The organism is Paenibacillus dendritiformis (assembly GCF_021654795.1).
Classification (GTDB): domain Bacteria; phylum Bacillota; class Bacilli; order Paenibacillales; family Paenibacillaceae; genus Paenibacillus_B.
In genome coordinates this window covers 4,681,949-4,706,836 of the sequence record NZ_AP025344.1, presented here as the reverse complement: position 1 = coordinate 4,706,836, position 24,888 = coordinate 4,681,949, and the positions used below count along the sequence as shown (strand labels likewise).

Here is a 24,888-nt window from a genome sequence, read left to right as displayed (position 1 = left end):
GCATGATCGAAGTCATTATTGATAACCGCAATAAGACGATGTGGGATATTTCCGAGCTGATTACCGATATGACCTGGTCGACGTCCCGTTCCGGCAAGCCGGCTAAGATGTCCTTGACTTATGTATCCGGAGCGCTGTTCCAGAGCCGTAAATTCACCGTCAACAATGGCGATGTCGTGCGGGTGAAGGTCGACGGCAAGCCTGTATTTTACGGATATGTGTTCACCATCGAGACCAGTGAGGACGATAAGGTGAAGCTGACCGCCTATGACCAGATCCGGTACTTGCTAACGAACGATACGTATGTGCTCGAAAATGTGACGGCCACGGATCTCATCAAGCGGATAGCGAAGGACTGCGAGCTGAAGATCGGCGATCTGGCCGACACGAAGCATGTCATTCCTCTCGTGATGGAGGATAACAAGAAGCTGCTCGATATCATCTGCCGCGCGCTGGCTAAGACGTTGATTGCGACGCGCAATATTTTCATCTTTTATGACGACTTCGGCAAGCTGACGCTGCGGGATGCGAAAACGTGGACAACCGACATCATTATCGGTGAAGAGAGTCAGATGCGGGGGTTCTCGCACAAGCGGTCGATTGACGATGAGACCTACAACCGCGTGAAGCTGTTCCGGGACAACAAGGCGTCGGGCAAGCGCGAGACATTCATTATGCAAGACAGTGCGAACATCGCAAGATGGGGAAGACTGCAGTTGTCCGAAAAACTCGATGAGGGCATGAATGACGCCCAAATCAAGGAGCTTCTCGCCTCCTATATGAAGCTTCACAACCGCGAGAAAAAAACATTAAAAGTAGACGCCGTAGGGGATGTGCGCATTCGGGCCGGAATGTACATCCCTCTTTATTTGCCCGAACAACAGATTCAGCAATATATGCTCATCGATGAATGCTCCCACGATTGGGACGGTTCGGGACATAAGATGTCACTAACATTGAAGGTGATCTAGATATGGGGATGCTGGATATTATCAAAAAAGCCGGAGTGGGCGCCGTCGAGGCCTCCAGTCCGGTCTCGCTGCTGTTCGGCGAGGTGTTGAGCGCCGCTCCGCTCCGCATTCAGGTCGATCAGCGGTTCTCTCTTCCTGCCAGCGCCATTGCCGTAACCGAGCAGTTAACGGAGTATAAGGTACGGATCGGCACGGAGGAGGTCGTCATCCGGCAAGGGTTGAAGGCCGGTGACAAGGTGCTGCTCGCCCGCGCGCAGGGCGGCCAGATGTATATTGCTATCGACAGGGTGGTGGGTCTGTGATTCCACAAGTGCTGATGGATATGGAGGATACTTTTGAAGTTGCCGAGGCCAGCCAGCCGACAAGGACCTACCGAATTGATCGCAGAACGGGAAGGATTGCAGGTATAACCGATGGCCTGGATGCGATGAAGCAGGCGATAGACAAGCTGCTTCAGACGGAACGGTATGAGCATCTCATCTATAGTCCGAATTACGGAACCGAGCTGAGAGCGAATCTCGGGTATGGCGCGGGGTTCGTTCAATCTGAATTGGAACGGGCGATTACCGAAGCGCTGATGCAGGATGACCGGGTGCGGAGCGTGACCGCATTCGAATTCCAATCGGCGAAGGATGCCATGCTGGTTAGCTTCACGGTGGAAACGACGGAAGGGACGGTGCAGACGATGAAGGAGGTGACCGTCAATGGATAATGGAATTGGAGGACAAGAGCGCATCCAGGAAACTCCTCGTTATGAGGATATTTTGGCGCGCATGCTGGAGCGGGTTCCCAATGCGGTGGACAAGCGGGAAGGCAGCATCATCTACGATGCGCTCGCGCCGGTCGCGGCCGAATTGGCGCAGTGGTATCAAGAGATGAGTCTGAACCGCGAGCTATCCTATGCCGATACGGCCACAGGCGCTTATCTGGAGCGCCGCACGGCCGAGTTCGGCGTGCGGCGGCTGCCCGCAGTCGCCGCTAAGCGCCGCGGGAGATTTTACGCTGCGGACGGATCGCCGAAGAGCGTGCCGATCGGCAGCCGTTTTGCGATCGAAGATCTGACATGGCGGGTAACGGCATCGCTGACCCCTGGGGAAAGCGAGCTGACCTGCGAGACGGAGGGAGCGGACGGCAACCGGCTCTATGGGGAACTGACGCCGATCGACTATATCGCCGGGTTGGCGCGGGCGGAACTGGGGGACATTCTCGTTCCCGGGGAGGACACGGAATCCGATGACGCGCTGCGAGCTCGCTATCTTGAAGCGATTAACGAGCAGCCGTTCGGGGGCAATGTGTCCGACTATCGGACGAAGCTGACCGTCATGCCGGGCGTAGGCGGAGTGAAGGTGTTTCCGGCCTGGCAAGGGGGCGGGACGGTGAAGTGTACGCTCATCTCGTCGGATTATCAAGTTCCGTCTGCGGAACTGATTGCCGAGGTTCAGGAGCAGACAGATCCCAAGGCGGCGGCCGGCATGGGCGGAGGCTTCGCTCCCATCGGGCATCAGGTGACGATTGCGGCGGTACGTCCCGTGGAGTTGCAGGTCGAGACGACGCTGCAGCTCGACAAGGGAATGACGCTTGGCCAGGTGCAGGGCGCCGTCGAGCAGGTGCTGCAGCAATATATGCATCTGCTGCGGGAGTCGTGGAAGGACGAGGAGAAGCTGATCGTCCGCATCAGCCAGATGGAAGCCCGCATACTCACCGTGCCGGGGGTGGCGGATGTGAGCGGCACGACGCTGAACGGAGCCGCGGCCAATCTGGAGCTCGCCGAGGAGGAAGTGCCTGTGCTGCGGGAGGTGAAGCTCCATGGAGCGTAACTATTGCTCCTATTTGCCTCCCTATTATGAGGGCATTCGCGAATTCGAATGGCTGGGAGAGACCGTCGATGCGGAGCTGAAAGGCGTGGCGGCCGGGGCCGAAAAATGGCTGAACGATCAATTCGTGCTCACGGCGGGCGAGGCTTCGGTGAAGCGCAGGGAAGAACAGCTCGGCATTCAGGCCGACCCGGCACAGGAGTCGTTGGATTTCCGGAAAAAACGGATCATGAACCGTTACTCGACCAAGCCGCCGTTCACGGTGCGGTACTTACAGGAGCGGCTCGACTTCCTGCTAGGCGCCGATCGGGCCAAGGTGGAGCTCGACGTCGGGCGCTTCGAGCTGACCGTTCGGGCGAAGCTGACCGATGCGGCGATTTTCAAGGAAGTGGAGCATACGGTGCGCTTCATGAAGCCGGCCAATCTCTTGTATCGGCAGGCCACATCCTTGTCGGAGCGGATCGAGGTACAGGAGCATTTGAGCCGTATCCCGCTTAACCGCCGGACGAAGCTGTCGACGGGCTGGAGACTGGGACGGACGCCGTTTGCCGAATGGGGACAGGAGGTCGTATTGAAATGATTAGTTCTATTTTATTGGAGGAAATGGCGCAGCACGTCAACCGTAGAATCGCCAAGGTCGTGCTGAACCAATCCGTGGAAATTACGGATTTTCAGATCAAGGATGTATCGGAACAGGAAGTGCTGATGGAATACATCATTCCTGCCGGCGCGGCGGAGACCGTGACGCTGATTGAACTGCAGGATGAAGCCGGAACGGTCCTGACCTCGAATCCGGTATACATTCCGCTTACAACCGATACGCTCATCAAGCATCCAATCGCAATCAGGGAGGTGGCCTAGATGCCATACGAGGCAAAGACCGACTGGAAATACGACGACCTCGTCACCGAGAAGGACATGAACCGCATCGAGCAGGGCCTGAAGGACGCCCATGTCCCTGCCTACGAGCCGTTGACGCTAAACCCCGGCCTCCAGGTGGTGGAGGTCGAGAACGACACGCCGTTCCGGATGGGGGAGGTGAAGGGGCGGACGTTGGTGAATTTGTTGGGGCGTGCGGGGGCCTGCGATAACGCAGAATTGTGGACCGACTACCAGACAACACATACGATAGACCAGACGCTTTGTGTATCACCAAAGGGAGCAAGCGGAGGTTCAGCTGTAACTAAAACCAAGGTTTTGTTTGAAGCAGAAAAGTTCTATCTCCTGATAGGTAAAGCAAAGGTGGGGACAGCTACAACTGCGAGCTTATCTGTATCTGGATATATGGAAGATACCAAAACCCAAGCCGCTAGCAACAAAGAGTTTCAGGTCTTGTATAAAGCAATTGCAAACTTTTCAACTCCTGACACTCGGGGGATTAATGCAAACGTGATCGGTGGTGACGGGGTAACTGCATATTTTGATGATGTGCGACTTTATGAGATATCGGAAGCCGAATATGAAATCATCGTTAGCATGACACCAGAGCAAGTTGCAGCGACATATCCGTATGTTGATGGCATTACCAATGTAACCAATCCATACACCATCGTAACGGGAGGTAATCTGCTGCCGCCGTTTACTGATGGGTGGTATGCCTTAACCGATACTCATTTAATGCTTATCTCGCCCTATGAAGCTGTTATGCAAATATCTACATCTGCACAAACAGGCATCCACATACCTGCATTTCCCGTTTTCCCAAACACAGACTATACTTATTCAGCTGAACATAATGCAGGTTTGAATATTTTTGGTGTGGAATCTGGAACGGCTTTAGTATCTAATTTTAAAGGCAGTCAGGTAACCTTTAATACGGGAAATAATACACGCATAAACGTGGCATTTGTAAACGGTGATTCAGCGGGAGGGACACCGGGGACATACAGCATTAAAAATCCAATCCTTACCGTTGGTACCGAACCGAAGCCTTTCGCGCGTCAGCAACGTTCCACGCTCGGCTTCGAAACAGAACTGGCCGCTCATCCAGTAGACGGCAGCAATCCCGATACGCTCTTTATGGGAGACGATGGGCTGCCGTATGTGTTGGAGCAGTGGGGGAAGGTGATGCCGAGAGGAGAATACAATTACCGTTACGCATCGCCGCAAAATGGATACAAGTCTGTTATCGCCGAATTAGGTCTAACCAACTCATTGGTCCACGGCGACCTACGCGGCGTTGCCATAGTTACAAAATACAACGGCGTCCGTCTGCAGAAAGGCTCCGCAACTTCGGGGCCGGATAGGTTCGATTGGGATGGATCAAAAGGAAACGTGTACTTTACCATTTCCAACTCAGACAGCGGGTGGGGGCCGGATTACGAACCATCTCGGGAAGAGATTAAGGCGTATTTCTTAGGTTGGAAAATGTACGACGCGACAGGCGCAGATTACAATGATCCGACTGGCGGAATGTCGAAATGGTGGCAAAAATCAGACGGTAAAGGCGGAAGAGTTTCGGGAACTCAAGTATCGACAGTTCCGACCACTCTTGTTACGGATACTGAGTGGCAACCATACCGCCTCCAATATTTGAAGGCGAAGCCAACCGTCGAACCCGTCCGGAATTATGAGTTGGGCGCCAAACTCTCCGCAGGCTCGAACATGGTCGAGGTCGGCAGCGGCATTGTGATTCGGGAACTGACGAACCCAAGTAAAAATGTTGGATGGGGACATGCCGTGATTAACCGTGTTGATGGTTCAAATGGGCATCTGAAGAATAGGGTAAAAAAAATGTATGATATCTACAGGAACACGAAGACAGATACTACTTGGGAATACCTGAATTCAGCTCAAGAACCTTATGCATACGGGCTTTCAGCAGCACGCACGGAAGCACAATATTTTGACCCAACCGCAATCTACCTCGTCACCTATACGATGCTTGATCCAACGCTTGCGGCTCCAATCAGCGGCACCGTGGCGGCGAATCTGCGCGGAACTGTATCTGAGCTAGTTCGAGCGGTAAACTTGCTTGAGTCCGAGATTTCCGTCATTGACGCTCCGGTCAAATCAGTAAACGGCAAGACAGGTGATGTAGCGCTGACTTCGGATGATGTCGGGGCTGCAACCAGGGCAGAGTTTAATGACTTGAAGAAAAATGCAGTAGGTAAGAATGGTGATTCTGTCATTGAAGGGATGCTGTCAATGTCCAAAGCTGATGGCCCCCATCTTCAGCTTGTTGGAGCTACATCATCTTTTGGTGAGTGGTATGTAAACAACGAGCGAAAAGGTTGGTTCGGAGTTGGGAACAGAAATGAACCATCCACTATTCGATTGGCAAGCGAAAAGGGGCCGCTCGTTATGCAAAGTACCACGGACGCGGTTCATATTCATGGTCCGGGAGGGGTTTTTCTTGAAGGACGTCGTGTTGTAGAGGAACTCGATTTGGTAAAGCAATCTGTCGTTGACGGTAAGGGGATGATAGCGGAGACTGTCAACGGCAAAGGCGGCGGGCCAGTGTCCGCAAATAACACATTCCCCGAACTGGCCGCTGGGATCAATCGCATTAGTACGGGCGGGTACTATCCTATATGGGTCGATGAAAAAATAACTGCTGAATATCAAATAAGAAACATAGACTTGGTTACCATAACCAACCCTAAGATAGTGATTTTTAGCCCCCTAGAAAACGTCAGTAATACGTGCTCCTTCGAGATAAAAAATCATTACGGTGTTAATTGGGGAGACAGTCAAGCGTATGCCAGTCTGCAAATGGTAGATGATGCGGAGCGTAACATACGCCTACACCACATGGAGACTAACTCCTCCACGTCATACTCAAGCATACGCTTGCTGGAAAATGCTACATTCCGGCGCGACCTGCCCCATACAGTCTCCATTGAAAAAGGGTGGTATAATGACGACCCGCTGGAAGAGCGTTGGTACATGATACCGAGAGACTTTAACTTCAACGGTCCTATAAAAATCAGATTAGCGCTAAAGTCAGCCAAATTTGTAGGCAGTTCATCGTACCCTGAATATATTCAGGCAGTGTTGCGAGGAAACATTGTATGGGCATAGCTCCGCGAAAGCGGGAATTTTCAATAGGATAAGTCCAACGGTATGATTTCAAGTCCCTGATTTATGAGAAATGGAAATTTTCCTTGGCGTGCAGCAGGATCAATCCTAAAAAAGGCATCACCAAAAAAATTATAGAAATTACCATAATTTGGCCAAGAGTCAATAAAGGAATGTCGTTCGGGTTAATTCTCCCTACCTTTCACCTTCCTTCAGGGCGTATAGAGGTGGTCGTTGCGTAGCAGCACGTCGACCAGACGCACAAGTTTTCTTGCTGTTAAGACGAGGGCACGTTTGTGTTGATGCTTAGGGACTTTATTGAATTTCTTCCGGTTGTACTCCCCGAATTCCGGGTCGCGGTTTTTTAACGAGTTGGCAGCTTCAGCAAGGTAATAGCGAAGGAATCGGTTGCCGGAACGATTTGAAGGCATTCTATGTTCCTATAAAGGACTGGAAAAAGACTCAAAACTGCCTTCAGGAAATACTATACGAGGAGGGATAACGATGTATGTTATTTACGATGGGCGGAGTAAAAGAGTAGAAACAATTACTACAATCCTACAGAGGAGCAGATGTCGGAACCGGGGCTACACGTCGAAGGGGAGAGACCGCAACCGGATCATATTCTAGGCTTGCGGTCTGTCCTTAAAATCGACGTGGAAAAGGCTCAATTTTATTATGACTATGAGCGCCCGGACACACTGGAGACTAAAGTTATGGAATTGTTAAAGGAAAACGTCGAAATCAAATTGGCCCTTGCCGAGCTTGCCGAGATGAGCGTAGAAGGAGGTGAGAAGTACTGGTAATCATTTACTGCGGCTTGATTAAAAAGGCATTGAAAACGATCGAAGACGTACCGCTGCGCTGGAAAGCAGCCGTACAGGAAAAACTTGAACAAGAAGCATAAGCGCTATGCCATAGAGCAGGCGCTATTTCGTATTATGAGGTCAGCCAATTAATTTGGTTGGCCTTTTTTATAAGTTTCAGTATGATGGCGGTAGCCGGGAGAACGTGGCGAGGGTAGGAAACCCCGACTTATAAACTGTTCTCTCACTACCCCCAACGTTTGAACTGGCAGGGACGAAATGATCTCGTATAACAAGCGATGCTATGGAGTTGGAACCATCGTGGGAGTTGACCGGCTATTCCACAAACGGAGGGAGAATAATGAACCCTGTTGTAGGAGTTGATGTGGCGAATGGTGAAAGTCAGACCCAAGCTTTTACGAGTAAAGGAGAGCCTTGTGGGAAAAGTGAAAAGGTATCTCATTCATTGCAAGGATTAGATAGGTTCGATCAGGTTCTTTCCCAACTGAAAGAAAAGACCGGAGAAACAACGTCTCATCTTAGAAGCAACAGGAAGTTATCACCGCGTTCTGATGAAGTATTTAGAACGAGAGGGATACCCGGTCATAGTGGTCAACCCGTTACAGGCGAAGAAGTTTAGAAATAAGCACTTGCGAAAGGTTAAAATGCTCACGACGCCTGGTACTTGGCTGAACTGTATTACCGTGAAGAATGGAATCTGAACCGTTTACAGGAGACTAACTCAGCGGATTTACAACATCTAACAAGGCATCACGAGTTCATTACCGGCATTTACGTACAGGCCAAATTGAATATTCGAGAATGTTAGAAGAGGTATTTCTGAACTATACGAACGTATTCTACCACCTGTATTGTAAGACGTCATTGCACATATTAAATTGCTGTTTATCAGAGAATTGGACATCTGAGCCCGGTATAGGAGAAATTGAAGAGAGGATTGGGGAAGAGGTCAGTAATTCCCATTCTATATCTTGGGTACGCGATAAAGCTAAGTGCCTTGTAAGGGAACTCGAACAGAACCCCATAAAGGAAACGAGCATAGGGCAGCAAGTGGCATTACATAGCGTAGTGGGAATAGTCATCCAGTTCCAAGAGAAGTTGGAATTTCTGGAAAAAAGATTGCGGATAGCGCAGAATCGATTCCAGCAGTGAACTGGTTTAATCTATACCTGGAATAGGAGACAAGCTCGCAGCAAGCCTTTTAGCTGAGAACGGAGATGCCACACCATTTAGCAATGCCAAAGAACTGGTAGCCTATGCAGGGTTGGATCCTGCCGTATACGCATCAGGGAAGTTTGTGGCCAGTGCGGATGATTCCGGCCGACTGGGAGGACTTATTGTCAGCACCGGCACGCTGCCGCTGGTAGCCGTATTCGGCCAAGGCGATTAGCAGCAAGGGTTTTTGTGGACGATGGTGCTGGTCGCCTCGGTTTCCGTCGTCTTGTTCTTCATCACGTTCGTGAATACGCGCGAGCGGGTGCAGACGGCCAATGGCAGCCAGGTCGTCCCGTTCAAGGAAGGCGTCAAGGCGTTAAAGGGCAATGTGCCGTGGTGACTGCTAATCTTCCTTAGCGTGTTCTTTTGGATCGCGTTCACGAGCAAGGGGCAGTCAGCCGTCTTTTTCCTGAAAATATAATCTTGGCCGCGAAGATCTTGTTCCGCTCGTGAATGGCTTGAATGTGCTCCTTGTGGCCGGTATCGCGTTTGATGCCCATGCTGGCGAAGCGGATCGGCAAGCGCAATACGGCCTTGCTCGGGATGGCGGTGGGCGCCGTCAGTCAACTGGGCATGTACGGGGCGGCGCTGGCAAGCTCGATTCCGTTGCTGGTCGGAGCCGTAGTGGCCGGCAATGCCGGCCTCGGATTGACCGCAGGCCTTATGTATGCGATGCTGGCCGACACCGTTGGTTATGGGGAGTGGAGATCCGGCGTCAGAGCTTAAGGGCTGCTGACTGTCTTAAGCTCCTTCGGGGTCAAATTGGGCATGGGATTCGGCGGCGCTTTGGCGGCATGGGTTCTGGCGATCGGCCATTATGTGCCGAACCAGGAGCAGGCGGCATCCGGCCTGGCAGCCATTTAGTTCAATTTCGCCTGGATCCCGCTCATCTGCTTCATGCTATGTGTAGGACTGCTTTTTTTTTCTACCGGTTGGAAAATGTCGAGCCGCGCATGATCCAGGATCTTGAAGCAAAGCGTCGTCAAGGCGGGAAGGCCGCCATCCAAGCTTGAGGGCCCATGGGGAACATAGGGCTGCGGATGGGTCTATACCGATGCTCTCCCGTTGCTCTCGAAGGAACCCACAAAGCCCGCCCGAACGCCGATGCGTCCGAAGCGGGCTTCCGTTATGGCTTCGCCTATATCGTCTGCAGCACAAAATGCATGACGAACAGAAGCGAAATGATATAGAACAGGGGCTTGACTTGGCGCCCTTTGCCCACCGCCAGGTGGAACAGCGCGTAGCTGATGAAGCCGATCGCGATTCCGTCCACGATGCTGTGCATCAGCGGAATGAACGCGATGATGAAGAAGGCGGGAAGGCCTTCCTCCAGCCGTTCGAAGGAAATATTCCGGACGGCGGGCATCATCAAGCCGCCAATGAATATCAGGATCGGCGCTACCGCCGGATCCGGAACGAGCGTGATGACCGGCATCGCAATGAATGTCAACAGGAACAGCACTCCCGTGACGATCGAGGTCCAGCCCGTTCTTCCGCCGGACGAGATGCCGGCAGCCGCTTCCACGGTCGAGACGGTCGGACTTGTGCCGAAAATCCCGCTCAAGAAGACCGTGACCGCATTCGCCTGAACGACGCGCTGGAACCGCTCCTGTCTGCCGCTCATGTTCAACTGTGCGTTAATCAGTCCGACGCTCTCGAACACGATGACAAGCGTCAGCGAGAATACGGCGACAATCAAGGTCATGACGGGTAAGCCCTTTACAGTCAACTGCCCGAACACATCCCCATAGGTGGACCAGGAAAAGCCTCCGCCCCCGGCCGCCGCATTCGTCGGCACGGCTCCGAACAGATAGGCGAGCACCGTTCCTCCGATAATCGCCAGCAGCAGATTCCCCGGAACCTTGCGCATGTACAGAATGCATGTTAACGCCAAGGTCAACAGCGTAACCAGCACGCTCGGATCGGCAAACGATTGCACCGCAATCATAGAGGAGCGATCCGAGACGATGACCCCGCCCTTTTGCAATCCGATCAGGACGAGCATGAGACCGATTCCGACCGAGATCGCTTCCTGTAATGAAGCGGGAATGGCCGTTCTCAGCTTCTCGACGAGCGAAGTCATGCTAATGGCAATAAAGCAAATGCCGGATATCGCGGTGACGGCCAGCGCTTGCTGCCACGTCAGCCCCATGCCCTGAACGAGCGTGTACGTGAACATCGCGTTGATTCCCATCCCCGGCGCGATGATCAGGGGCGCTTTGCCCCACCAGCCCATAATGAAGCAGCCGATAGCGGACGCGAGCACGGTGGCGATAATACCGGCTTCCTGCGGAATCCCGGCATCCGCCAATATCGATGAATTCACAATAATAATATAGACAATCGCAAAAAAAGACACGATTCCCGCTAACAGCTCCCGCCGCCAATCGCTTGGATTCAGGCGGACAGCTGGATTAGGCGAAGCATTCTCCTTTGCATGCGACGGTCTCTCTCTTTCTTGGTGGACCAATCGAATACCTGCTTTCCATCGTAGCCCCTCACCCAACCCTTTCATGAATATGAAAGATAGACGGCATGAAGCCGCTATTGCGCTTATTGTATCACATCCTCGAAGGAAATAAACAAGAGGAATTTCACTTCCTGTTAAAAGGATAGTCTGCGGTCGATTGTCGCTGTTGTTTTTTGAGAGAGGGGAGATCGGCTTTCCTGTTAAAAGGGAGAGACGTCATTCTGTAATTCCTTAGCAGCACTCTCCCATCCGGTCAGAAGGGGATGCCCATGGCAATGGAGTCATCCACATCAGCTAAAGGCGGAACCGTTCGCATGAAAGAGTACTTTCGCTGCATGAGAACTGCTGCATCTTCTATTGGTCTGCAAGATTCATAGGAAACATTGGGGGCAATCTCTCGTCTACAACATATGCCGATGGGGTTCCACCCTCCACGGCAGCTTGTATGGCGGCTACGAATTGTATGCGGGACATTCACTTACAGCTTCGTTAGAACTTCACCGGTTCCGTAAAAAATGCCCGCCCAACCGGGCGCTTCAGATTGAAGACAAACTCCTTCGTAATACTGCAGTCGCGGGAGAGGTGCAATCGGTCTTCCAGAGCCAGGTCGCCATTTTTGCAGATTGACGGGTTCAGGCGATACATTTTATAACAATCACGGTTCGTTGTTTCGTAAGACAGTACCGCATTGCCTGGACATAGGTAACAGTTATCGTGATCATCGTACACGTATTCATGCTTTTTAAAGAAGTTTTCTTTCGTTTGAGGACGGGTATAGGGCAGGACAGGACGAATCTCTCGTTCTTGCAGGGTTTTGTAAATAGCTGGCGTCTAGCAGCCTGCATCCGTTGCAACCGCTTGGTAGCCGGAAACAGATGAGCAGCCTCTTCGAAAACATCTTCGAAGACTTGCTGTCATGAACATTTCCAGGTGTTACTTTAACCCCGAGTACAAACCCGTTTCGACAGAGGCAGAAACTGCAATAATCCCGCCGCTCTAGTCATCCCACTCCACTAAAGCTGCATTCTCTCCCGCCGCTCTAGTCATTTGCCCCACCAATACTGCAAAAATGCAGCAATTTCATTGACGCGAGGTTGCGAAAATAAGATTGCTGCAAAAATACAGCAATTACCCTACGGCAAGGCATAAAGAGCGTTCAAAATGGCGAAATAATGTAATTTTGCAGGATTTTCTCGGAATTTAGCCTCTTGAGGTTAAAAATGCTGCGCCTGTGCAGGAATTTCATACGGGGGCTAGCTTGCTTCATCCGCAGACTTTCTAGCTTCATGCAGGGAGCAGCATACCCCCAACCTAACCTAACTTAACTTAACCTAACTTAACCTAACCTAACTTAACCTAACCTAACTTAACCTAACCTAACCTGTCCTGCCTTCCCCGGCCTCGCCCTTCCTAAGAAAAAAAGACTGTCGACAGGCATGGTCGACAGTCCGAAACGCCCGCGCAAGCGGGCGCTTCTCTCTTACGGTTACACCGATATCGAATGCAGGGAAGCTTTGTTGCGGCTTCCGTGCAGCAGCTTCGCCTGGGCGGCGGCGATGCGGGCGAGCGGGACGCGGAACGTCGAGCAGCTTACATAATCGAGCCCGGTCGCATGGCAGAACAGGATCGAGTCGCGCTCGCCGCCGTGCTCGCCGCAGATGCCGGTCTTGAGCTGCGGATTGGCGGCAAGGCCGCGCTCCACGGCCAGCTCAATCAACTGGCCGACCCCGGACGTGTCGAGCACCTGGAACGGGTTCGCCGCCAGCACGCGGCGGTCGACATAGTGGGCCAGGAACTTGCCCTCGGCATCGTCACGGCTGCAGCCGAACGTCATCTGCGTCAGATCGTTCGTGCCGAACGAGAAGAAGTCGGCATGCTCGGCAATCTGGCCTGCCGTCAGCGCCGCGCGCGGCACTTCGATCATCGTGCCGATGCGGTATGCACAGTTGCGCCGCTCCGGACCGAGCACCCGCTCCGCCGCGCGCTCGATCAGCTCGCGCAGCAGCTTCAGTTCGGCGGCATGGCCGACCAGCGGCACCATAATGTCAGGCTGCACGCGCACGCCTTTGCGCAGCATGCGGGATGCGGCGAGGAAGAGCGCCTCCGCCTGCATCTCATAGATCTCCGGGAACAGAATGCCGAGCCGGCAGCCGCGCTGGCCGAGCATCGGATTCAGCTCATGCAGCGAACGCACCTTGGCGATCAGGCGATCCAGTTCTTTCCGTTCGCGGGCCGTTCCGGCTCCGGTCGCTTTCCACTCGGTCTGCCGGACGACAAGCTCCTCCAGATTCGGCAGGAACTCATGGAGCGGCGGATCCAGCAGCCGAATCGTGACCGTATAACCGTCCATCGCCTCGAAAATGCCCTCAAAGTCCTCCTGCTGCAGCGGCAGCAGCCGCGCGAGCGCTTTCCGGCGCTCCGTCTCCGATTCGGCCAGAATCATCTCCTGGACGATGCGCAGCCGATCCGCGGACATGAACATGTGCTCGGTCCGGCAGAGACCGATGCCTTCGGCCCCGAGCGCACGCGCCTTCGCGGCGTCCGCGGGCGTGTCCGCGTTCGCATAGACGCCCAGCTCGCGTTCGCGGTCGGCCCATTCCAGCAGCTGCTGGAACTCATCCGACATCTCCGCGGCGACGAGCGGCACGGCTCCGGCGATGACGCGGCCCGTCGCGCCGTCGATCGACAGCAGGTCGCCTTCGCGGAACGTGCGCCCGCCGATGGCGATGCGCTTCCGGGCGAAGTCGAAGCTGACGTCCTCGCAGCCTGTGACGCAGGGTTTCCCCATGCTGCGGGCGACGACGGCCGCGTGGCTCGTCATGCCGCCCCGGCTCGTCAGCACGCCTTCCGCCGCGAGCACGCCGTGAATATCCTCCGGCGTCGTCTCCGGCCGGAGGAGAATGACGCGCTCGCCGGCGGCGGCCATCCGTTCGGCCTCGTCGGCGTCAAGCACGATGCGGCCGGAGGCCGCTCCCGGCGAGGCGGGCAGTCCGGTCGCCACGGTGTCGATCGCGGCATCGGGCGCAATGGACGGGTGCAGCAGATGCTCCAGCTGCGCGACATCCATTCGCAGCAAGGCTTCCTGCGCCGTGATCAGCCCTTCCTGCACGAGCGCGGCAGCGATGGCGACGGCGGCTTGCGCCGTCCGCTTGCCGGCCCGCGTCTGCAGGATGAACAGCTTGCCGCGCTCGACCGTGAACTCGATATCCTGCATGTCGCGGTAATGGCGCTCCAACTGGCCGGCGGCTTCGACAAGCTGCCGGTACAGATCCGGCATTTCCTCCGCCATCTTGGCGATCGGCTGCGGCGTCCGGGTGCCGGCGACGACGTCTTCCCCCTGCGCATCGGTCAAATACTCGCCGAACAGCAGCTTCTCGCCTGTCGACGGATGGCGGGTGAACAGCACGCCCGTCCCGCTGTCCGCGCCGCGGTTGCCGAACACCATCGACTGGATATTGACTGCCGTGCCCTCGTCATCGGAGAGCTGGTGCAGCTTGCGGTACACCTGGGCGCGGTGATTGTTCCAGCTTCGGAACACCGCCTCGATGGCCAGCCGCAGCTGGACATGCACATCCTGCGGGAACGGCGCTCCGGCTTCCTCCTCCAAATATTGCTGATACCGCCGGACAACCTCGCGCAAGCCGTCGGCGGAGAGAGCCTGGTCCGTCCGCGCGCCGCTATGCGCCTTGACTTCGGCGAGGATGCGCTCGAATTCGCCCGATTCGACGCCGGATACGACATTGCCGAACATATGAATGAGGCGGCGGTAGCAATCATAGGCGAAGCGCTCGTCGCCTGTGACGGAGGCGAGGCCTTGGACGGTCTTATCGTTCAGCCCAAGATTGAGAATCGTATCCATCATGCCGGGCATGGAATGCACGGAACCGGAGCGGACGGAGACGAGAAGCGGATCGCGGGCGTCCCCGAACCGCTGGCCGCGCATCAGCTCGACGGCCTGCAGCGCGGCGCGAACATCGTCCATCAGGCCGTCCGGCAGCCGATTCTCCGCATAGTAGGATCGGCACGCTTCCGTCGTGATGGTGAAGCCGGGCGGCACCGGCAGCCCGATGCGGGTCATTTCCGCAAGATTGGCTCCTTTTCCGCCCAACAGCGCTTTCATGCCGGCATCGCCATGCCGGAAGTGACAGATCCAATTCGGCTTCATTCACATTCGCCCCCGATTTTGTCGATTTTGGAACAGACGGCGCAGTCGCTGCACCGGTGATAGTACACGATCACTTTCTCTGTATCGATTTCCTCCAAAAGGGTACCGCAGCGTTCGCACAGAATGGTGCCCAGCATTACCGGGCAGCTGCCGTTTTGCATGAGCCTTTCACTCCCTCCAGCGCAACGTGACGGGTCAAGTCGACGACCCGGGCCGCGTAGGCCCATTCGTTGTCGTACCAGGCGAGAAGCTTGATGTGGGTGCCATGAGCGATAAGCGACATCCCGTCGACGACGGCAGATTTGTCGTTGCCGATGAAGTCGGTGGAGACGAGCGGCTCGTCGCACCATTCGAGATAACGATCATGCCCGTCGCGGATCGCATGCAGGAAGGCGAGCCGGACATCGTCCGCGGTCACGGAAGTTTTCACTTCGGCCGTCAAATCAACGAGCGAGACGTCCGGCGTCGGCACGCGCACCGAGATGCCTTGCACCGAATTCGCCAGATGCGGCAGAATCCCGGCCAGCGCCTTGCCTACGCCGGTGGTCGTCGGGACGATGGACTGCGTGCATGCCCGCGCGCGGCGCAAATCTTTATGCGGATTATCGAGATGCTTCTGATCATTGGTGTAGGAATGAATGGTGGTCATCCAGCCGGATGCGACGCCGAACGAGCGATCAAGCAGATGAAGCAGCGGCGCGAGGCAGTTCGTGGTGCAGGATGCGGCCGAGACAAGATGATGGCTTTTATCGTCGTACATATGCTCGTTGACGCCCATCACGATCGTCAGGTCGAGGTCTTTGCCTGGGGCGGTAATGACGACTTTCTCCGCGCCGGCTTCAATATGTTTGGAAGCGCCCGGGCGATCGGTGAATTTGCCGGTGGCATCGATGACGGTATGAATGCCGAGCGGCTGCCAAGGCAGCCGGGACGGATCGGCTTCTGCCACGACCTCAATGGGCGTATCATTAATAAGGAGCGTATTGCCTTCAGCGGCGATGTTCGCGTTCCATTTCCCGTGAATGGAATCGTACTTGAGCAGATGCGCGATGGTGGCAGCGGGATAAAGAGTGTTCACGGCCCGGATGGCGATCGGTGAATGCGCTTCATCCATAGCGCGGCGCAGCACGAGACGGCCGATGCGGCCCATGCCGTTGATGGCAACAGGTAAAGCCATTGTAGAATTCCTCCTTCAAAGTGGAACCGTATTTGGTTTCTTTTTCATGATACAGTATATCACAATAAATAAATGATGTGTAATATATAATCGCATATTTTTAATATAATACGTCATAATAAGAATGAGGCTTTCTTTTTTCAAATACTGTCTGTGTAAATGACATGCTGAATAAAATGAGCAGACGGACGGATGGGGGAGCGGAGAAAACAGCTGTGATGTCCTGTTTCTCGATGGTTCGGAATCAATCAGATCTCAGAACGGGGAACTCCGCGAATGAGACTTGCAAAACAGCGTCGAGTTGACTATAATACTTGAAATGTAATGCGTTGACATTAGGCAACAGCATTGGTTTGAACCTAACGCATACGTATCCATGCAACTGCCAAGATGGAGACAAGTACGCAGCACCGCTTCCCAGGGAGGATGCGCCGCCGATTGAGAGCGCGTCTGAAGACATGGACTGCCGAAATTCACTCCGGAGCAGGGCCTTGAACGGCAGGCACCGCCTGTGCCAGTAGGGGCTCCCGGCGAACGACCCGTTATCGTCGTATCAAGTGAGACAGTTCGCGGCCTCGGCCATGCCGAAGCGCGTGATGTCTAATAAGGGTGGTACCACGGCCTTCTCGTCCCTTGAGACAGAGAAGGCCTTTTTGTTTTTAATATGGATTTTTGCTGAAAATGAAAGGGAGGTTGACACCATGAAAGAGCGTTTGCAGGCGTTGCGCGCCGAAGCGCTGGAGAAGCTGCAGCAAGTGAAGGATGCGAACAACTTGAACGAGCTGCGCGTCAAATTTCTTGGCAAAAAAGGGGCGCTTACTGAAATATTGCGCGGCATGGGCAGTCTGAGCGCGGAAGAGCGTCCGCTGATCGGCCAGGTGGCGAACGAGGTGCGCGGAGCCATCGAGCAATTCATCGAAGAGAAGCAGGCCGCATTCCAGCGCGAGGAGACGGAACGGCGCCTTCAGGCGGAGACGATTGACGTTACGCTGCCGGGCCGCCCGATGGCCCAGGGAGCGGTACATCCGCTGCAAAAGGTCATTCAGGAGATTGAAGACATTTTCATCGGCATGGGGTATACGGTAGCGGAAGGACCGGAGGTCGAGCATGATTACTATAACTTCGAGGCGCTGAACCTGCCGAAGGATCACCCGGCCCGCGATATGCAGGATTCCTTCTATATTACGGAGGAGCTGCTGATGCGGACGCAGACATCGCCGGTTCAGGTGCGCACGATGGAGAAGATGAAGGGCGAGGTGCCGGTCAAAATCATCTGCCCGGGCCGGGTATACCGCCGCGATGACGACGATGCGACGCATTCGTTCATGTTCCATCAGATCGAGGGCCTTGTGATCGGCGAAAATATCCGGATGAGCGATCTGAAGGGCACGCTTCTTCAGTTCTCGCGCGAAATGTTCGGTCCGCATATGCAGATCCGGCTCCGTCCGAGCTTCTTCCCGTTCACGGAGCCAAGCACGGAGATCGATGTCACTTGCGTGAAATGCGGCGGCAGCGGCTGCCGCATCTGCAAGCAGACCGGCTGGATCGAGATCTTGGGAGCGGGGATGGTTCATCCGCGCGTGTTGGAGATGAGCGGCTACGATCCGGAGAAGTACACCGGATTCGCGTTCGGCATGGGCGTAGAACGGATTGCGATGCTCAAGTACGGAGTGGATGATATCCGTCATTTCTATACGAATGACTTGCGGTTCTTGCAGCAATTTGCTCGCATGTAAGCCGGAAGGGACTACTTCTCACAGGAAAGGAAGCGAACGGCCATGAATGTATCCTACCAATGGTTATCCGAATATATCGATCTGTCCGGCGTGACCGCCGAGGAATTGGCGGCGCGGATGACGGAAGCCGGCATCGAGATTGATGTCATCGAAAATCGCAACAAAGGAGTAAGCGGCGTCGTTGTCGGTTACGTGCAATCCAAGGAGAAGCATCCGGACGCGGACAAGCTCAATGTCTGCCAGGTGGATGCCGGAACAGGCGAAGTGCTGCAGATCGTATGCGGGGCCAAAAATGTGGACGCCGGCCAAAAGGTGCCTGTTGCGCTGCTCGGGACGGTCATGCCGGGCGGCATGAAGATCAAGAAGGCAAAGCTGCGCGGCGTCGAGTCGCAGGGCATGATCTGCTCGGCGAAGGAGCTGGGCATGAACGACAAGCTGCTGCCGAAGGAAATGCAGGAAGGGATTCTCGTCCTGCCGGAGGGCACCGAAGTCGGAACGCCGATCGCGGATGTGCTCGGTCTGAACGACCATGTGCTGGAGCTGGATCTGACGCCGAACCGCTCGGACTGCCTAAGCATGCTGGGCGTGGCTTATGAGACGTCCGCGCTGCTCGAGCGCCCGCTCCGCCTGCCGGAGACCCAGGTCCAGGAGGACGCTGCGCAGGCATCGGATGCGATCCGCGTCAGCATCAGCGCAGCCGACGGATGCGCTCATTATGCGGCCCGCTATATCCGCAATGTGACAATTCAGCCATCCCCGCTGTGGCTGCAGAACCGGCTGTTGGCGGCGGGCGTGCGTCCGATCAACAATATCGTGGACGTGACGAATTTCGTCATGCTGGAATACGGTCAGCCGCTGCATGCGTTCGATGCCGACCAGTTGAACGAAGGCACGATCGACGTCCGTTACGCGCGCGAAGGCGAGACCCTCGTGACGCTGGATGGACAGGAGCGGAAGCTGGAGCCGCATATGCTCCTCATTACGGACGGATCGAAGCCGATCGGGCTCGCGGGCGTGATGGGCGGCGCCAACTCGGAGGTAACGGAGCGGACGGCCAACATTTTGCTGGAATCCGCCCATTTCGCGGGAAGCGTCGTGCGCAGAACGTCCCGTCAGCTCGGGCTTCGCTCCGAAGCGTCGCTCCGCTTCGAGAAGGAAGCGAATCCGGAAGCGGTCATCCCGGCCTTGAACCGCGCGGCCGAATTGATTCGCCAATTGGGGAACGGCACGGTCTCCGCAGGCATCGTCGAAGAGATCAAGCAGCGTCATGAGCGCCCGGTCGTCACGCTTACGCTAGGCAATACGAACCGTCTGCTCGGCACCTCGCTCCATCCGCAGGAAGTGAAGACGATTCTGGACCGGCTCGGCCTCGAATCGGAACCGTCCGGCGACGCATTCCAGGTGACGGTTCCGGGCCGGCGCGGCGATATTGCGCGCGAAGTCGATCTGATTGAGGAGGTTGCCCGCATTTACGGCTATAACCGGATTCCGACGACGGCGATCGAAGGCGTGACGACGCCGGGCCATCTGACGAATCCGCAGCGAATCCGCCGCGCCATCCGCCAATTGCTGACGGACAACGGGCTGCATGAGACGGTGACGTACTCGTTCACGCATCCGGCGGAAGCGAAGCTGTTCCCGGCGGTGGCGGCGGATGCCGTTCCGGTCAAGCTGCTTATGCCGATGAGCGAGGAACGCAGCGTGCTCCGCACGAGCCTGCTGCCGAGCATGCTAGATGTCGCGGCGTACAACCGGAACCGCAAATCGGACAACATTCAGATTTTTGAATTGGGCAGCTTGTACATGACGCCGCAGGAAGCGCTGACGGAGATTCCTCAGGAGGAGCCGGTGCTTGGCCTGCTGTTGGCGGGCGCGCGGCGGGCGCCGCAATGGAATATCGCGGAGGAAGCGGTCGATTTCTATGATGTGAAGGGGATTGTCGACAGCTTGGCGGCGCATTTCGGCCTTGAGGGACAGATCCGCTATGAGGCGAACCGCCCGCAAGGCTTGCACCCCGGCCGTTCGGCGACGATGTATCTCCAGGCGAACGGGGAAGAGCAGCGGCTTGGCATCATTGGCCAATTGCATCCGGAGGTGCAGCGGGAGAAGGATCTGGGCGACACTTATGTCGCGGAAATTCATCTGAAGCCGTTGATTGAAGCGGCTTCCGCCGATATCGTCTACAAGACGCTTCCTCGCTTCCCTGCTGTCGATCGCGACATCGCGATCGTCGTCGATCGCGGCGCGGCGGTCGGCGAGCTCGTGCAGACGGCGAAGGACGCGGCGGGAGAATGGCTGGAATCGGTCCGCGTATTCGATGTCTATACCGGGGATCGGATTGCGCCGGACAAGAAGAGCGTGGCGATCTCGTTCACGTACCGCCATCCGGAACGGACATTGACCGACGAAGAGATTACGGAGATTCACGGACGTGTCGTATCCGCCCTGGAAGCCGGATTCGAAGCGGAGCTCCGCAAATAGAACGATAACAAGCAAGCGGATTGCCGTCCCTTTGGCCTCATGGGGGAGCGGGCAGTCCGCTTTTCTGTCCTCCTCTCGCAGCAACGCTTTCCTCTCGCGGAGAGGCCGAACCGTTTGCGTCTGCTTTGAGGCGCTTTTTTCGTAAGGAAAAACAAGACATTTCTGTTGAAGTGCGTGTTCAAAAATCCGGTTTACAGCACAGGGAAGATTGCTCGAATTCGAAGGGATTGCTGCCGAAGCGGGTTTTGCTTCCAAAACTTGCAAATAGCAGCGCAGTGCAGGGGAGACTGCAGGAGCAGATAAAATGTTTCCCCAGGAAACATACTGTGAAAGCATACGCTTATCGAGAATGAGTGCGAGTTTGATGCCGAATTTCTTGCGCGAGCTGCTGCGTGATCAAAAGCGGACTTTTTGAACAACCTCTAGAATCGGAGAAGGAAATGATGCTTGTCATGCCGAACCTAATAGGGAAGCAAGTATAGATAATGTCAGCGCTTGGCAGCATCAGGAAGGCCAGGGCGACATGAAGGCAAGGAGGACGCAAGGATGACCACTCCGGACAATAAGCATCGGGTTACGGTTGACATATATGGAACGCAGTATAAATTGGTAGGAACCACGAGCAAGGAATACATGAGAAACATCGCCGCTATGGTAGACGAGCGCATGCGCACCATCTCTGACGTCAATTCCAGATTGGATACGACGCGCATCGCCGTCCTTGCGGCTGTGCATATTGCGGAAGAAGTGCAGAAAATTCAGGATGACCATGCGCGGATGAGTCAGTCTCTGCAGGAGCAGGAACAGGCCGGCCAGGAGCTGACCCGGGAGCTGGAGCGGGTGAAATCCCAATCGGAACGGGCCCTGGAGGAGCTGCGTAAGGAGACGGGAGCCCAAATTAAGCAGCTTCAGCAGTCGTTGACGGCGGAGAAGGAGAACACCGAGAAGCAGACGGCCGGTCTGCGCGCGGAGACGGCCAAGCTGAAGGAGTCGAACCAGCAGCTGTCGGAACAGAAGAAGCTGGCTGATGAACGGCTTCAGAAGCTGAGCCAGCAGTTCAAGGAAGCGGAACGCAGCATGCAGTCCGCGGCGGCGCGAGAACAAGAGGCGAAGCGCAAGCTGCAGGAGCTGGAAGGCAAGTGGAAGCAGGCGGTGGCGGAGAAGGAGCAAGCGGCCGCGAAGCACGAACAGCAGATGAAGCAGAAGCTGTCCGAACAGGAGCGGAGCTGGAGCGAGAAGCTGGCCGCTCAGGCGAAGAGCTGGCAGGCCAAGCTGGAAGCCGGCGAGCAAGCGTGGAGCGAGAAGCTGAATGCCCAGGAAGCGGAATGGAAAGAAAAGATCGCGGCGGCAGAGCGGTTGGCTGAAGAGACCGCAACGATCTGGGAGGAACAGCTTGCCGAGCAGACCGCCGCTTGGGAAGGCCAATTGGCGGCGCAGGCAGCGGAAGCGGAAAAACGGGCGCGCCGGCGGGAAGAGCAGGCTAAGCAGCAGCTCGCCGAACAGGCGCGGCGGCATGAAGAAGAGTTGAACCGTCGCCTGAGCGAGCTGACGGAGGAATATAAGGCTGCCCAAGAGAAAGTCCGTCAGGAGGCGGAAGTCGAGCGGCAGCAGCTCGAGCGCGGCTTCCTGGAACGGATGGAACGCTTGAAGGAGCAGCAGCAGGAACAGTTGGCCGCCGTCAAATCGGGGCATGCGCTCCAACTGAAGCAAGCCGAGGCGAAACTGAAGGCGGAGCGAGAGGCTTGGGCCGCGGAGCACGCAGCCTTGGTGGAGCAGGCGAAGCGCGAAGCGGAGGAACAAGCGGCTGCCGAGCTGGAGAAGCTTCGGGCGGAAATCGATCGCTTGCACGCGGCGCAAGAGGCCGAGCGCGGGCAATGGCTTGAAGCGCATCAAGAGGAGCTGGAGCAGACCATCGGCGAATGGCAGGACAAGCTGAACCGTCTCCAGGCGGCTCATGCGGAGGAGCTGGAAAAGGTGCATAATCGCCATGCCGAAGATGTGGATGCGATGACAAGCCTTCAGCTCGAAGCGGAGGAAGAGCACGCGAAGGCGCTGGCCGAGGAGAGAACGCTGCGCGAGGAAGCGGAAGCAGGAGCGGCCGAGGCAGCGGAAGAGCACGCGAAGGCGCTGGCCGAGGAGAGAACGCTGCGCGAGGAGGCGGAAGCGAGAGCGGCCGAGACAGCGGAGGAGCACGCGAAGGCGCTGGCGGAGGAGAGAGCGCTGCGCGAGGAAGCGGATGCGAAGCTGGCGCAAGCGGCGGCGCGCATCCAGCAGCTGGAGGGCCGCCTGAGCCGGGCGGAGGAGCTTGATCGGGCCCGACAGGTGGAGATGGAGCGCCTGATGCGGGTTCGCGACGAGGCCCATGCGAATGCGGCCGAGCTGCAGCAATCGCTCTCCGACGCGATGGAGATGCTGCAGCAGGCCGAAGATCGCGAGCGCGGCCTGCTGAAGCAGGCGGCCGAAGAGCGGGAAGCGGAGCTTGCGGCCTCCAAGCGGGAGCTGGAGGAACGGCTCGCGGCCGAGCGGGACGCGTGGCGTGCGCAGACCGAGCAGGCTGTTGCCGCGTTGCGGGAGCAGCATGAAGCGGAGCGCAGCGCATGGCGCGCGAAGGAAGCGCAGGAGCAGCAGGCTTATGATGAGCTGATCGCGGAGCTGGAGGAGAAGAACCGGCAGCTGGAAGCGAAGGCGATCGATTGGAAAGCGGCTGTCGAGACCGTCCAAGAAGCGCAGCAGGAGGCTGCCGCAGCGGTTGAGACGGCCCAGCGCGACTTGTTGGAAGCGCGGGAGCAGACTGCCCGCTGGGAAGCGGAATGCGGGCGTCTGGAGGCGGAATGGCAGGCCAAGCTGCAAGCCCGCGACGCGCACTGGCAGGAGCTGGAGCAGAAGTGGGAGCAGCGAGAGGAACAGTGGCAGGAGCATTTCGAGCAATTCCAGGCTCGGGAGCAGGAATGGAAGCGGATCGAAGCCGCTTGGCAAGCTCAGGCCGACGAATGGGCAGAGCAGGAACAAGATTGGTCCTTGGCGTTCAAGGCCTGGAATGAAGAACGGGATGAACTGCAGCGGAGGCTGAGAGAGGCGGAATCCGAGCTGCGCAGCTTGCAGGCGGCCGAGCAGAGCGGCCAGGAGCAGCTTGAGGAGCTGAAGCAGATTCAGGAGCAATTCGAGGTGCTGTCGCATCAATTCCGGCTGTCGCAGGTGGAGCGCGATATGGAGCGGCAGCAGGCCAAGGAGACCGAGGAGGCCTATCTTCAACTGAAGGACGAATACCAGAAGCTGCAGAGCGAGTTCAATGAATGGCTGGAATTGATAGAGCAGGACGTTAATTAACACTGTGGTTCAAGAAGCGGCCTTTTTGAACCATACGAATAAAGGAAACAAATATGGATATAGACTTCTTGGAAATTTTGGATAAACTGCGGGGCGACATCGCGAATGCTTTCGCCGCCTGGAACGGGCTGGATTATGCACTGGCGGCGGCAGCGGCGGCATCGGTGGCATGGGGAGCATGGCGGGGCATGAAATCCCAGCTTCTGTCCCTCATTGGATGCATCGTCTCGTTCATTGTCGCCTCGCGGTATTACGAAGATTTCGTGCCCTGGGTGCGCCGGCGGCTGTTCTCTCCGGATGGGGGGAGCGGCGACGGAACGGGAGGGATGACGTCTTCCCTTTCCCCGGCTTTGATGGACACGGTGCATGCGGTAGTCGCGTTCATTCTGCTGTTCGCCTTCGCGATGGCGGGGCTGTGGCTGATCCGGTTCGCGGTTCAGAAGCTGACCGCTGCACAGCCGGTGAGGGCCGTGGATCGGCTGATCGGCGCCCTATTGGGCTTAGTGCAATTCGCTTTTCTCTGGTGCATTTTATACGTGATGCTCCGGGCTTGGCCGGCCGGCGCTCTTCGCGATTGGGCGGCAGCGTCCGCGTGGATGGAGTGGACCGGGGCATGGATGCCGGATGCGATGGCGCAGGCCGTCACCTGGGCCAGATGGCTGTAAAAGGGGACGGTACATCCGTC

The 24,888-nt window shown here is 56.2% G+C and carries 21 protein-coding genes and 1 pseudogene; 17 read left to right on the top strand and 5 right to left on the bottom strand.

Features of this window, described 5'->3' with window-relative positions:
• Positions 1–2 precede the first annotated feature (2 nt).
• Genes L6439_RS20815 through L6439_RS20785 form a run of 7 tightly spaced genes read left to right on the top strand, consistent with a single transcriptional unit; the run spans position 3 to position 6,808 of the window.
• The gene (locus L6439_RS20815) at positions 3–971 is read left to right on the top strand and encodes an XkdQ/YqbQ family protein (protein WP_111152379.1); all 969 of its coding nucleotides are present in this window, start codon (positions 3–5) and stop codon (positions 969–971) included.
• A gap of 2 nt (positions 972–973) precedes the next feature.
• A complete protein-coding gene (locus tag L6439_RS20810) occupies positions 974–1,273 on the top strand; it encodes a DUF2577 domain-containing protein (RefSeq protein ID WP_213469171.1) in 300 nt (99 codons plus the stop codon).
• Entirely contained in the window at positions 1,270–1,683 is a 414-nt protein-coding gene (locus tag L6439_RS20805; protein ID WP_213469170.1) for a DUF2634 domain-containing protein, read from the top strand. Before L6439_RS20810 ends, L6439_RS20805 begins: the two co-directional genes overlap by 4 nt.
• The gene (locus tag L6439_RS20800) at positions 1,676–2,788 is read left to right on the top strand and encodes a baseplate J/gp47 family protein (RefSeq protein ID WP_213469169.1); all 1,113 of its coding nucleotides are present in this window, start codon (positions 1,676–1,678) and stop codon (positions 2,786–2,788) included. Before L6439_RS20805 ends, L6439_RS20800 begins: the two co-directional genes overlap by 8 nt.
• Positions 2,778–3,365 (top strand): putative phage tail protein, encoded by a 588-nt coding sequence (locus L6439_RS20795; RefSeq protein ID WP_213469168.1) that lies wholly within the window; start codon positions 2,778–2,780, stop codon positions 3,363–3,365. Before L6439_RS20800 ends, L6439_RS20795 begins: the two co-directional genes overlap by 11 nt.
• Positions 3,362–3,646, top strand: a complete 285-nt coding sequence (locus L6439_RS20790; protein WP_168182303.1) for a ketopantoate hydroxymethyltransferase — start codon at positions 3,362–3,364, stop codon at positions 3,644–3,646. Before L6439_RS20795 ends, L6439_RS20790 begins: the two co-directional genes overlap by 4 nt.
• The gene (locus L6439_RS20785) at positions 3,647–6,808 is read left to right on the top strand and encodes a hypothetical protein (RefSeq protein WP_213469167.1); all 3,162 of its coding nucleotides are present in this window, start codon (positions 3,647–3,649) and stop codon (positions 6,806–6,808) included.
• 209 nt (positions 6,809–7,017) lie between these two features.
• On the opposite strand, the pseudogene L6439_RS20780 reads toward L6439_RS20785, so the two are convergent.
• Positions 7,018–7,227, bottom strand: a pseudogene (locus L6439_RS20780) (IS110 family transposase); the annotation flags it as partial.
• 398 nt (positions 7,228–7,625) lie between these two features.
• On the opposite strand from L6439_RS20780, the gene L6439_RS29775 reads away from it, so the two are divergent.
• The 6 genes from L6439_RS29775 to L6439_RS20765 all read left to right on the top strand — a co-directional run bounded on the left by L6439_RS29775 (position 7,626) and on the right by L6439_RS20765 (position 9,573).
• Positions 7,626–7,712, top strand: coding sequence for a CD1375 family protein (locus tag L6439_RS29775; RefSeq protein ID WP_369009957.1), 87 nt, complete (start codon positions 7,626–7,628; stop codon positions 7,710–7,712).
• Positions 7,713–7,972: 260 nt separating this feature from the next.
• Complete coding sequence (locus L6439_RS20775) at positions 7,973–8,251, top strand: hypothetical protein (RefSeq protein WP_237096569.1); 279 nt, start codon at positions 7,973–7,975, stop codon at positions 8,249–8,251.
• Positions 8,184–8,333, top strand: a complete 150-nt coding sequence (locus tag L6439_RS29770) for a hypothetical protein (RefSeq protein WP_369009956.1) — start codon at positions 8,184–8,186, stop codon at positions 8,331–8,333. The genes L6439_RS20775 and L6439_RS29770 overlap by 68 nt, the downstream gene beginning before the upstream one ends.
• A 464-nt stretch (positions 8,334–8,797) precedes the next feature.
• Entirely contained in the window at positions 8,798–9,022 is a 225-nt protein-coding gene (locus tag L6439_RS29765) for a transposase (RefSeq protein WP_213469278.1), read from the top strand.
• A gap of 12 nt (positions 9,023–9,034) precedes the next feature.
• Entirely contained in the window at positions 9,035–9,187 is a 153-nt protein-coding gene (locus L6439_RS20770; RefSeq protein ID WP_213469165.1) for a hypothetical protein, read from the top strand.
• A gap of 152 nt (positions 9,188–9,339) precedes the next feature.
• Positions 9,340–9,573, top strand: coding sequence for an MFS transporter (locus L6439_RS20765; RefSeq protein ID WP_237096943.1), 234 nt, complete (start codon positions 9,340–9,342; stop codon positions 9,571–9,573).
• Between the two features lie 412 nt (positions 9,574–9,985).
• On the opposite strand, the gene L6439_RS20760 is transcribed toward L6439_RS20765, so the two are convergent.
• From L6439_RS20760 to gap, 4 genes are all read right to left on the bottom strand, one after another.
• Positions 9,986–11,317 carry an NCS2 family permease gene (locus tag L6439_RS20760; RefSeq protein ID WP_237096568.1) on the bottom strand — a complete coding sequence of 444 codons (1,332 nt, stop codon included), beginning with the start codon at positions 11,315–11,317 and terminating at the stop codon, positions 9,986–9,988.
• A 1,486-nt stretch (positions 11,318–12,803) separates the two neighbouring features.
• Positions 12,804–15,482, bottom strand: coding sequence for a pyruvate, phosphate dikinase (ppdK, locus tag L6439_RS20755; RefSeq protein WP_213469163.1), 2,679 nt, complete (start codon positions 15,480–15,482; stop codon positions 12,804–12,806).
• The gene (locus L6439_RS20750) at positions 15,479–15,643 is read right to left on the bottom strand and encodes a GapA-binding peptide SR1P (protein WP_213469162.1); all 165 of its coding nucleotides are present in this window, start codon (positions 15,641–15,643) and stop codon (positions 15,479–15,481) included. The genes ppdK and L6439_RS20750 overlap by 4 nt, the downstream gene beginning before the upstream one ends.
• Complete coding sequence (gene gap, locus L6439_RS20745) at positions 15,619–16,659, bottom strand: type I glyceraldehyde-3-phosphate dehydrogenase (protein ID WP_168181228.1); 1,041 nt, start codon at positions 16,657–16,659, stop codon at positions 15,619–15,621. The genes L6439_RS20750 and gap overlap by 25 nt, the downstream gene beginning before the upstream one ends.
• A gap of 701 nt (positions 16,660–17,360) precedes the next feature.
• Here gap and pheS point away from each other — a divergent pair.
• From pheS to L6439_RS20725, 4 genes are all read left to right on the top strand, one after another.
• The gene (pheS, locus tag L6439_RS20740) at positions 17,361–18,395 is read left to right on the top strand and encodes a phenylalanine--tRNA ligase subunit alpha (protein WP_168181229.1); all 1,035 of its coding nucleotides are present in this window, start codon (positions 17,361–17,363) and stop codon (positions 18,393–18,395) included.
• Positions 18,396–18,437: 42 nt separating this feature from the next.
• Positions 18,438–20,876 (top strand): phenylalanine--tRNA ligase subunit beta, encoded by a 2,439-nt coding sequence (pheT, locus tag L6439_RS20735; protein ID WP_213469161.1) that lies wholly within the window; start codon positions 18,438–18,440, stop codon positions 20,874–20,876.
• A gap of 546 nt (positions 20,877–21,422) precedes the next feature.
• Positions 21,423–24,203, top strand: a complete 2,781-nt coding sequence (zapA, locus tag L6439_RS20730; protein ID WP_213469159.1) for a cell division protein ZapA — start codon at positions 21,423–21,425, stop codon at positions 24,201–24,203.
• Between the two features lie 53 nt (positions 24,204–24,256).
• A complete protein-coding gene (locus L6439_RS20725) occupies positions 24,257–24,868 on the top strand; it encodes a CvpA family protein (RefSeq protein ID WP_213469157.1) in 612 nt (203 codons plus the stop codon).
• The last annotated feature ends 20 nt before the right edge of the window (positions 24,869–24,888 follow it).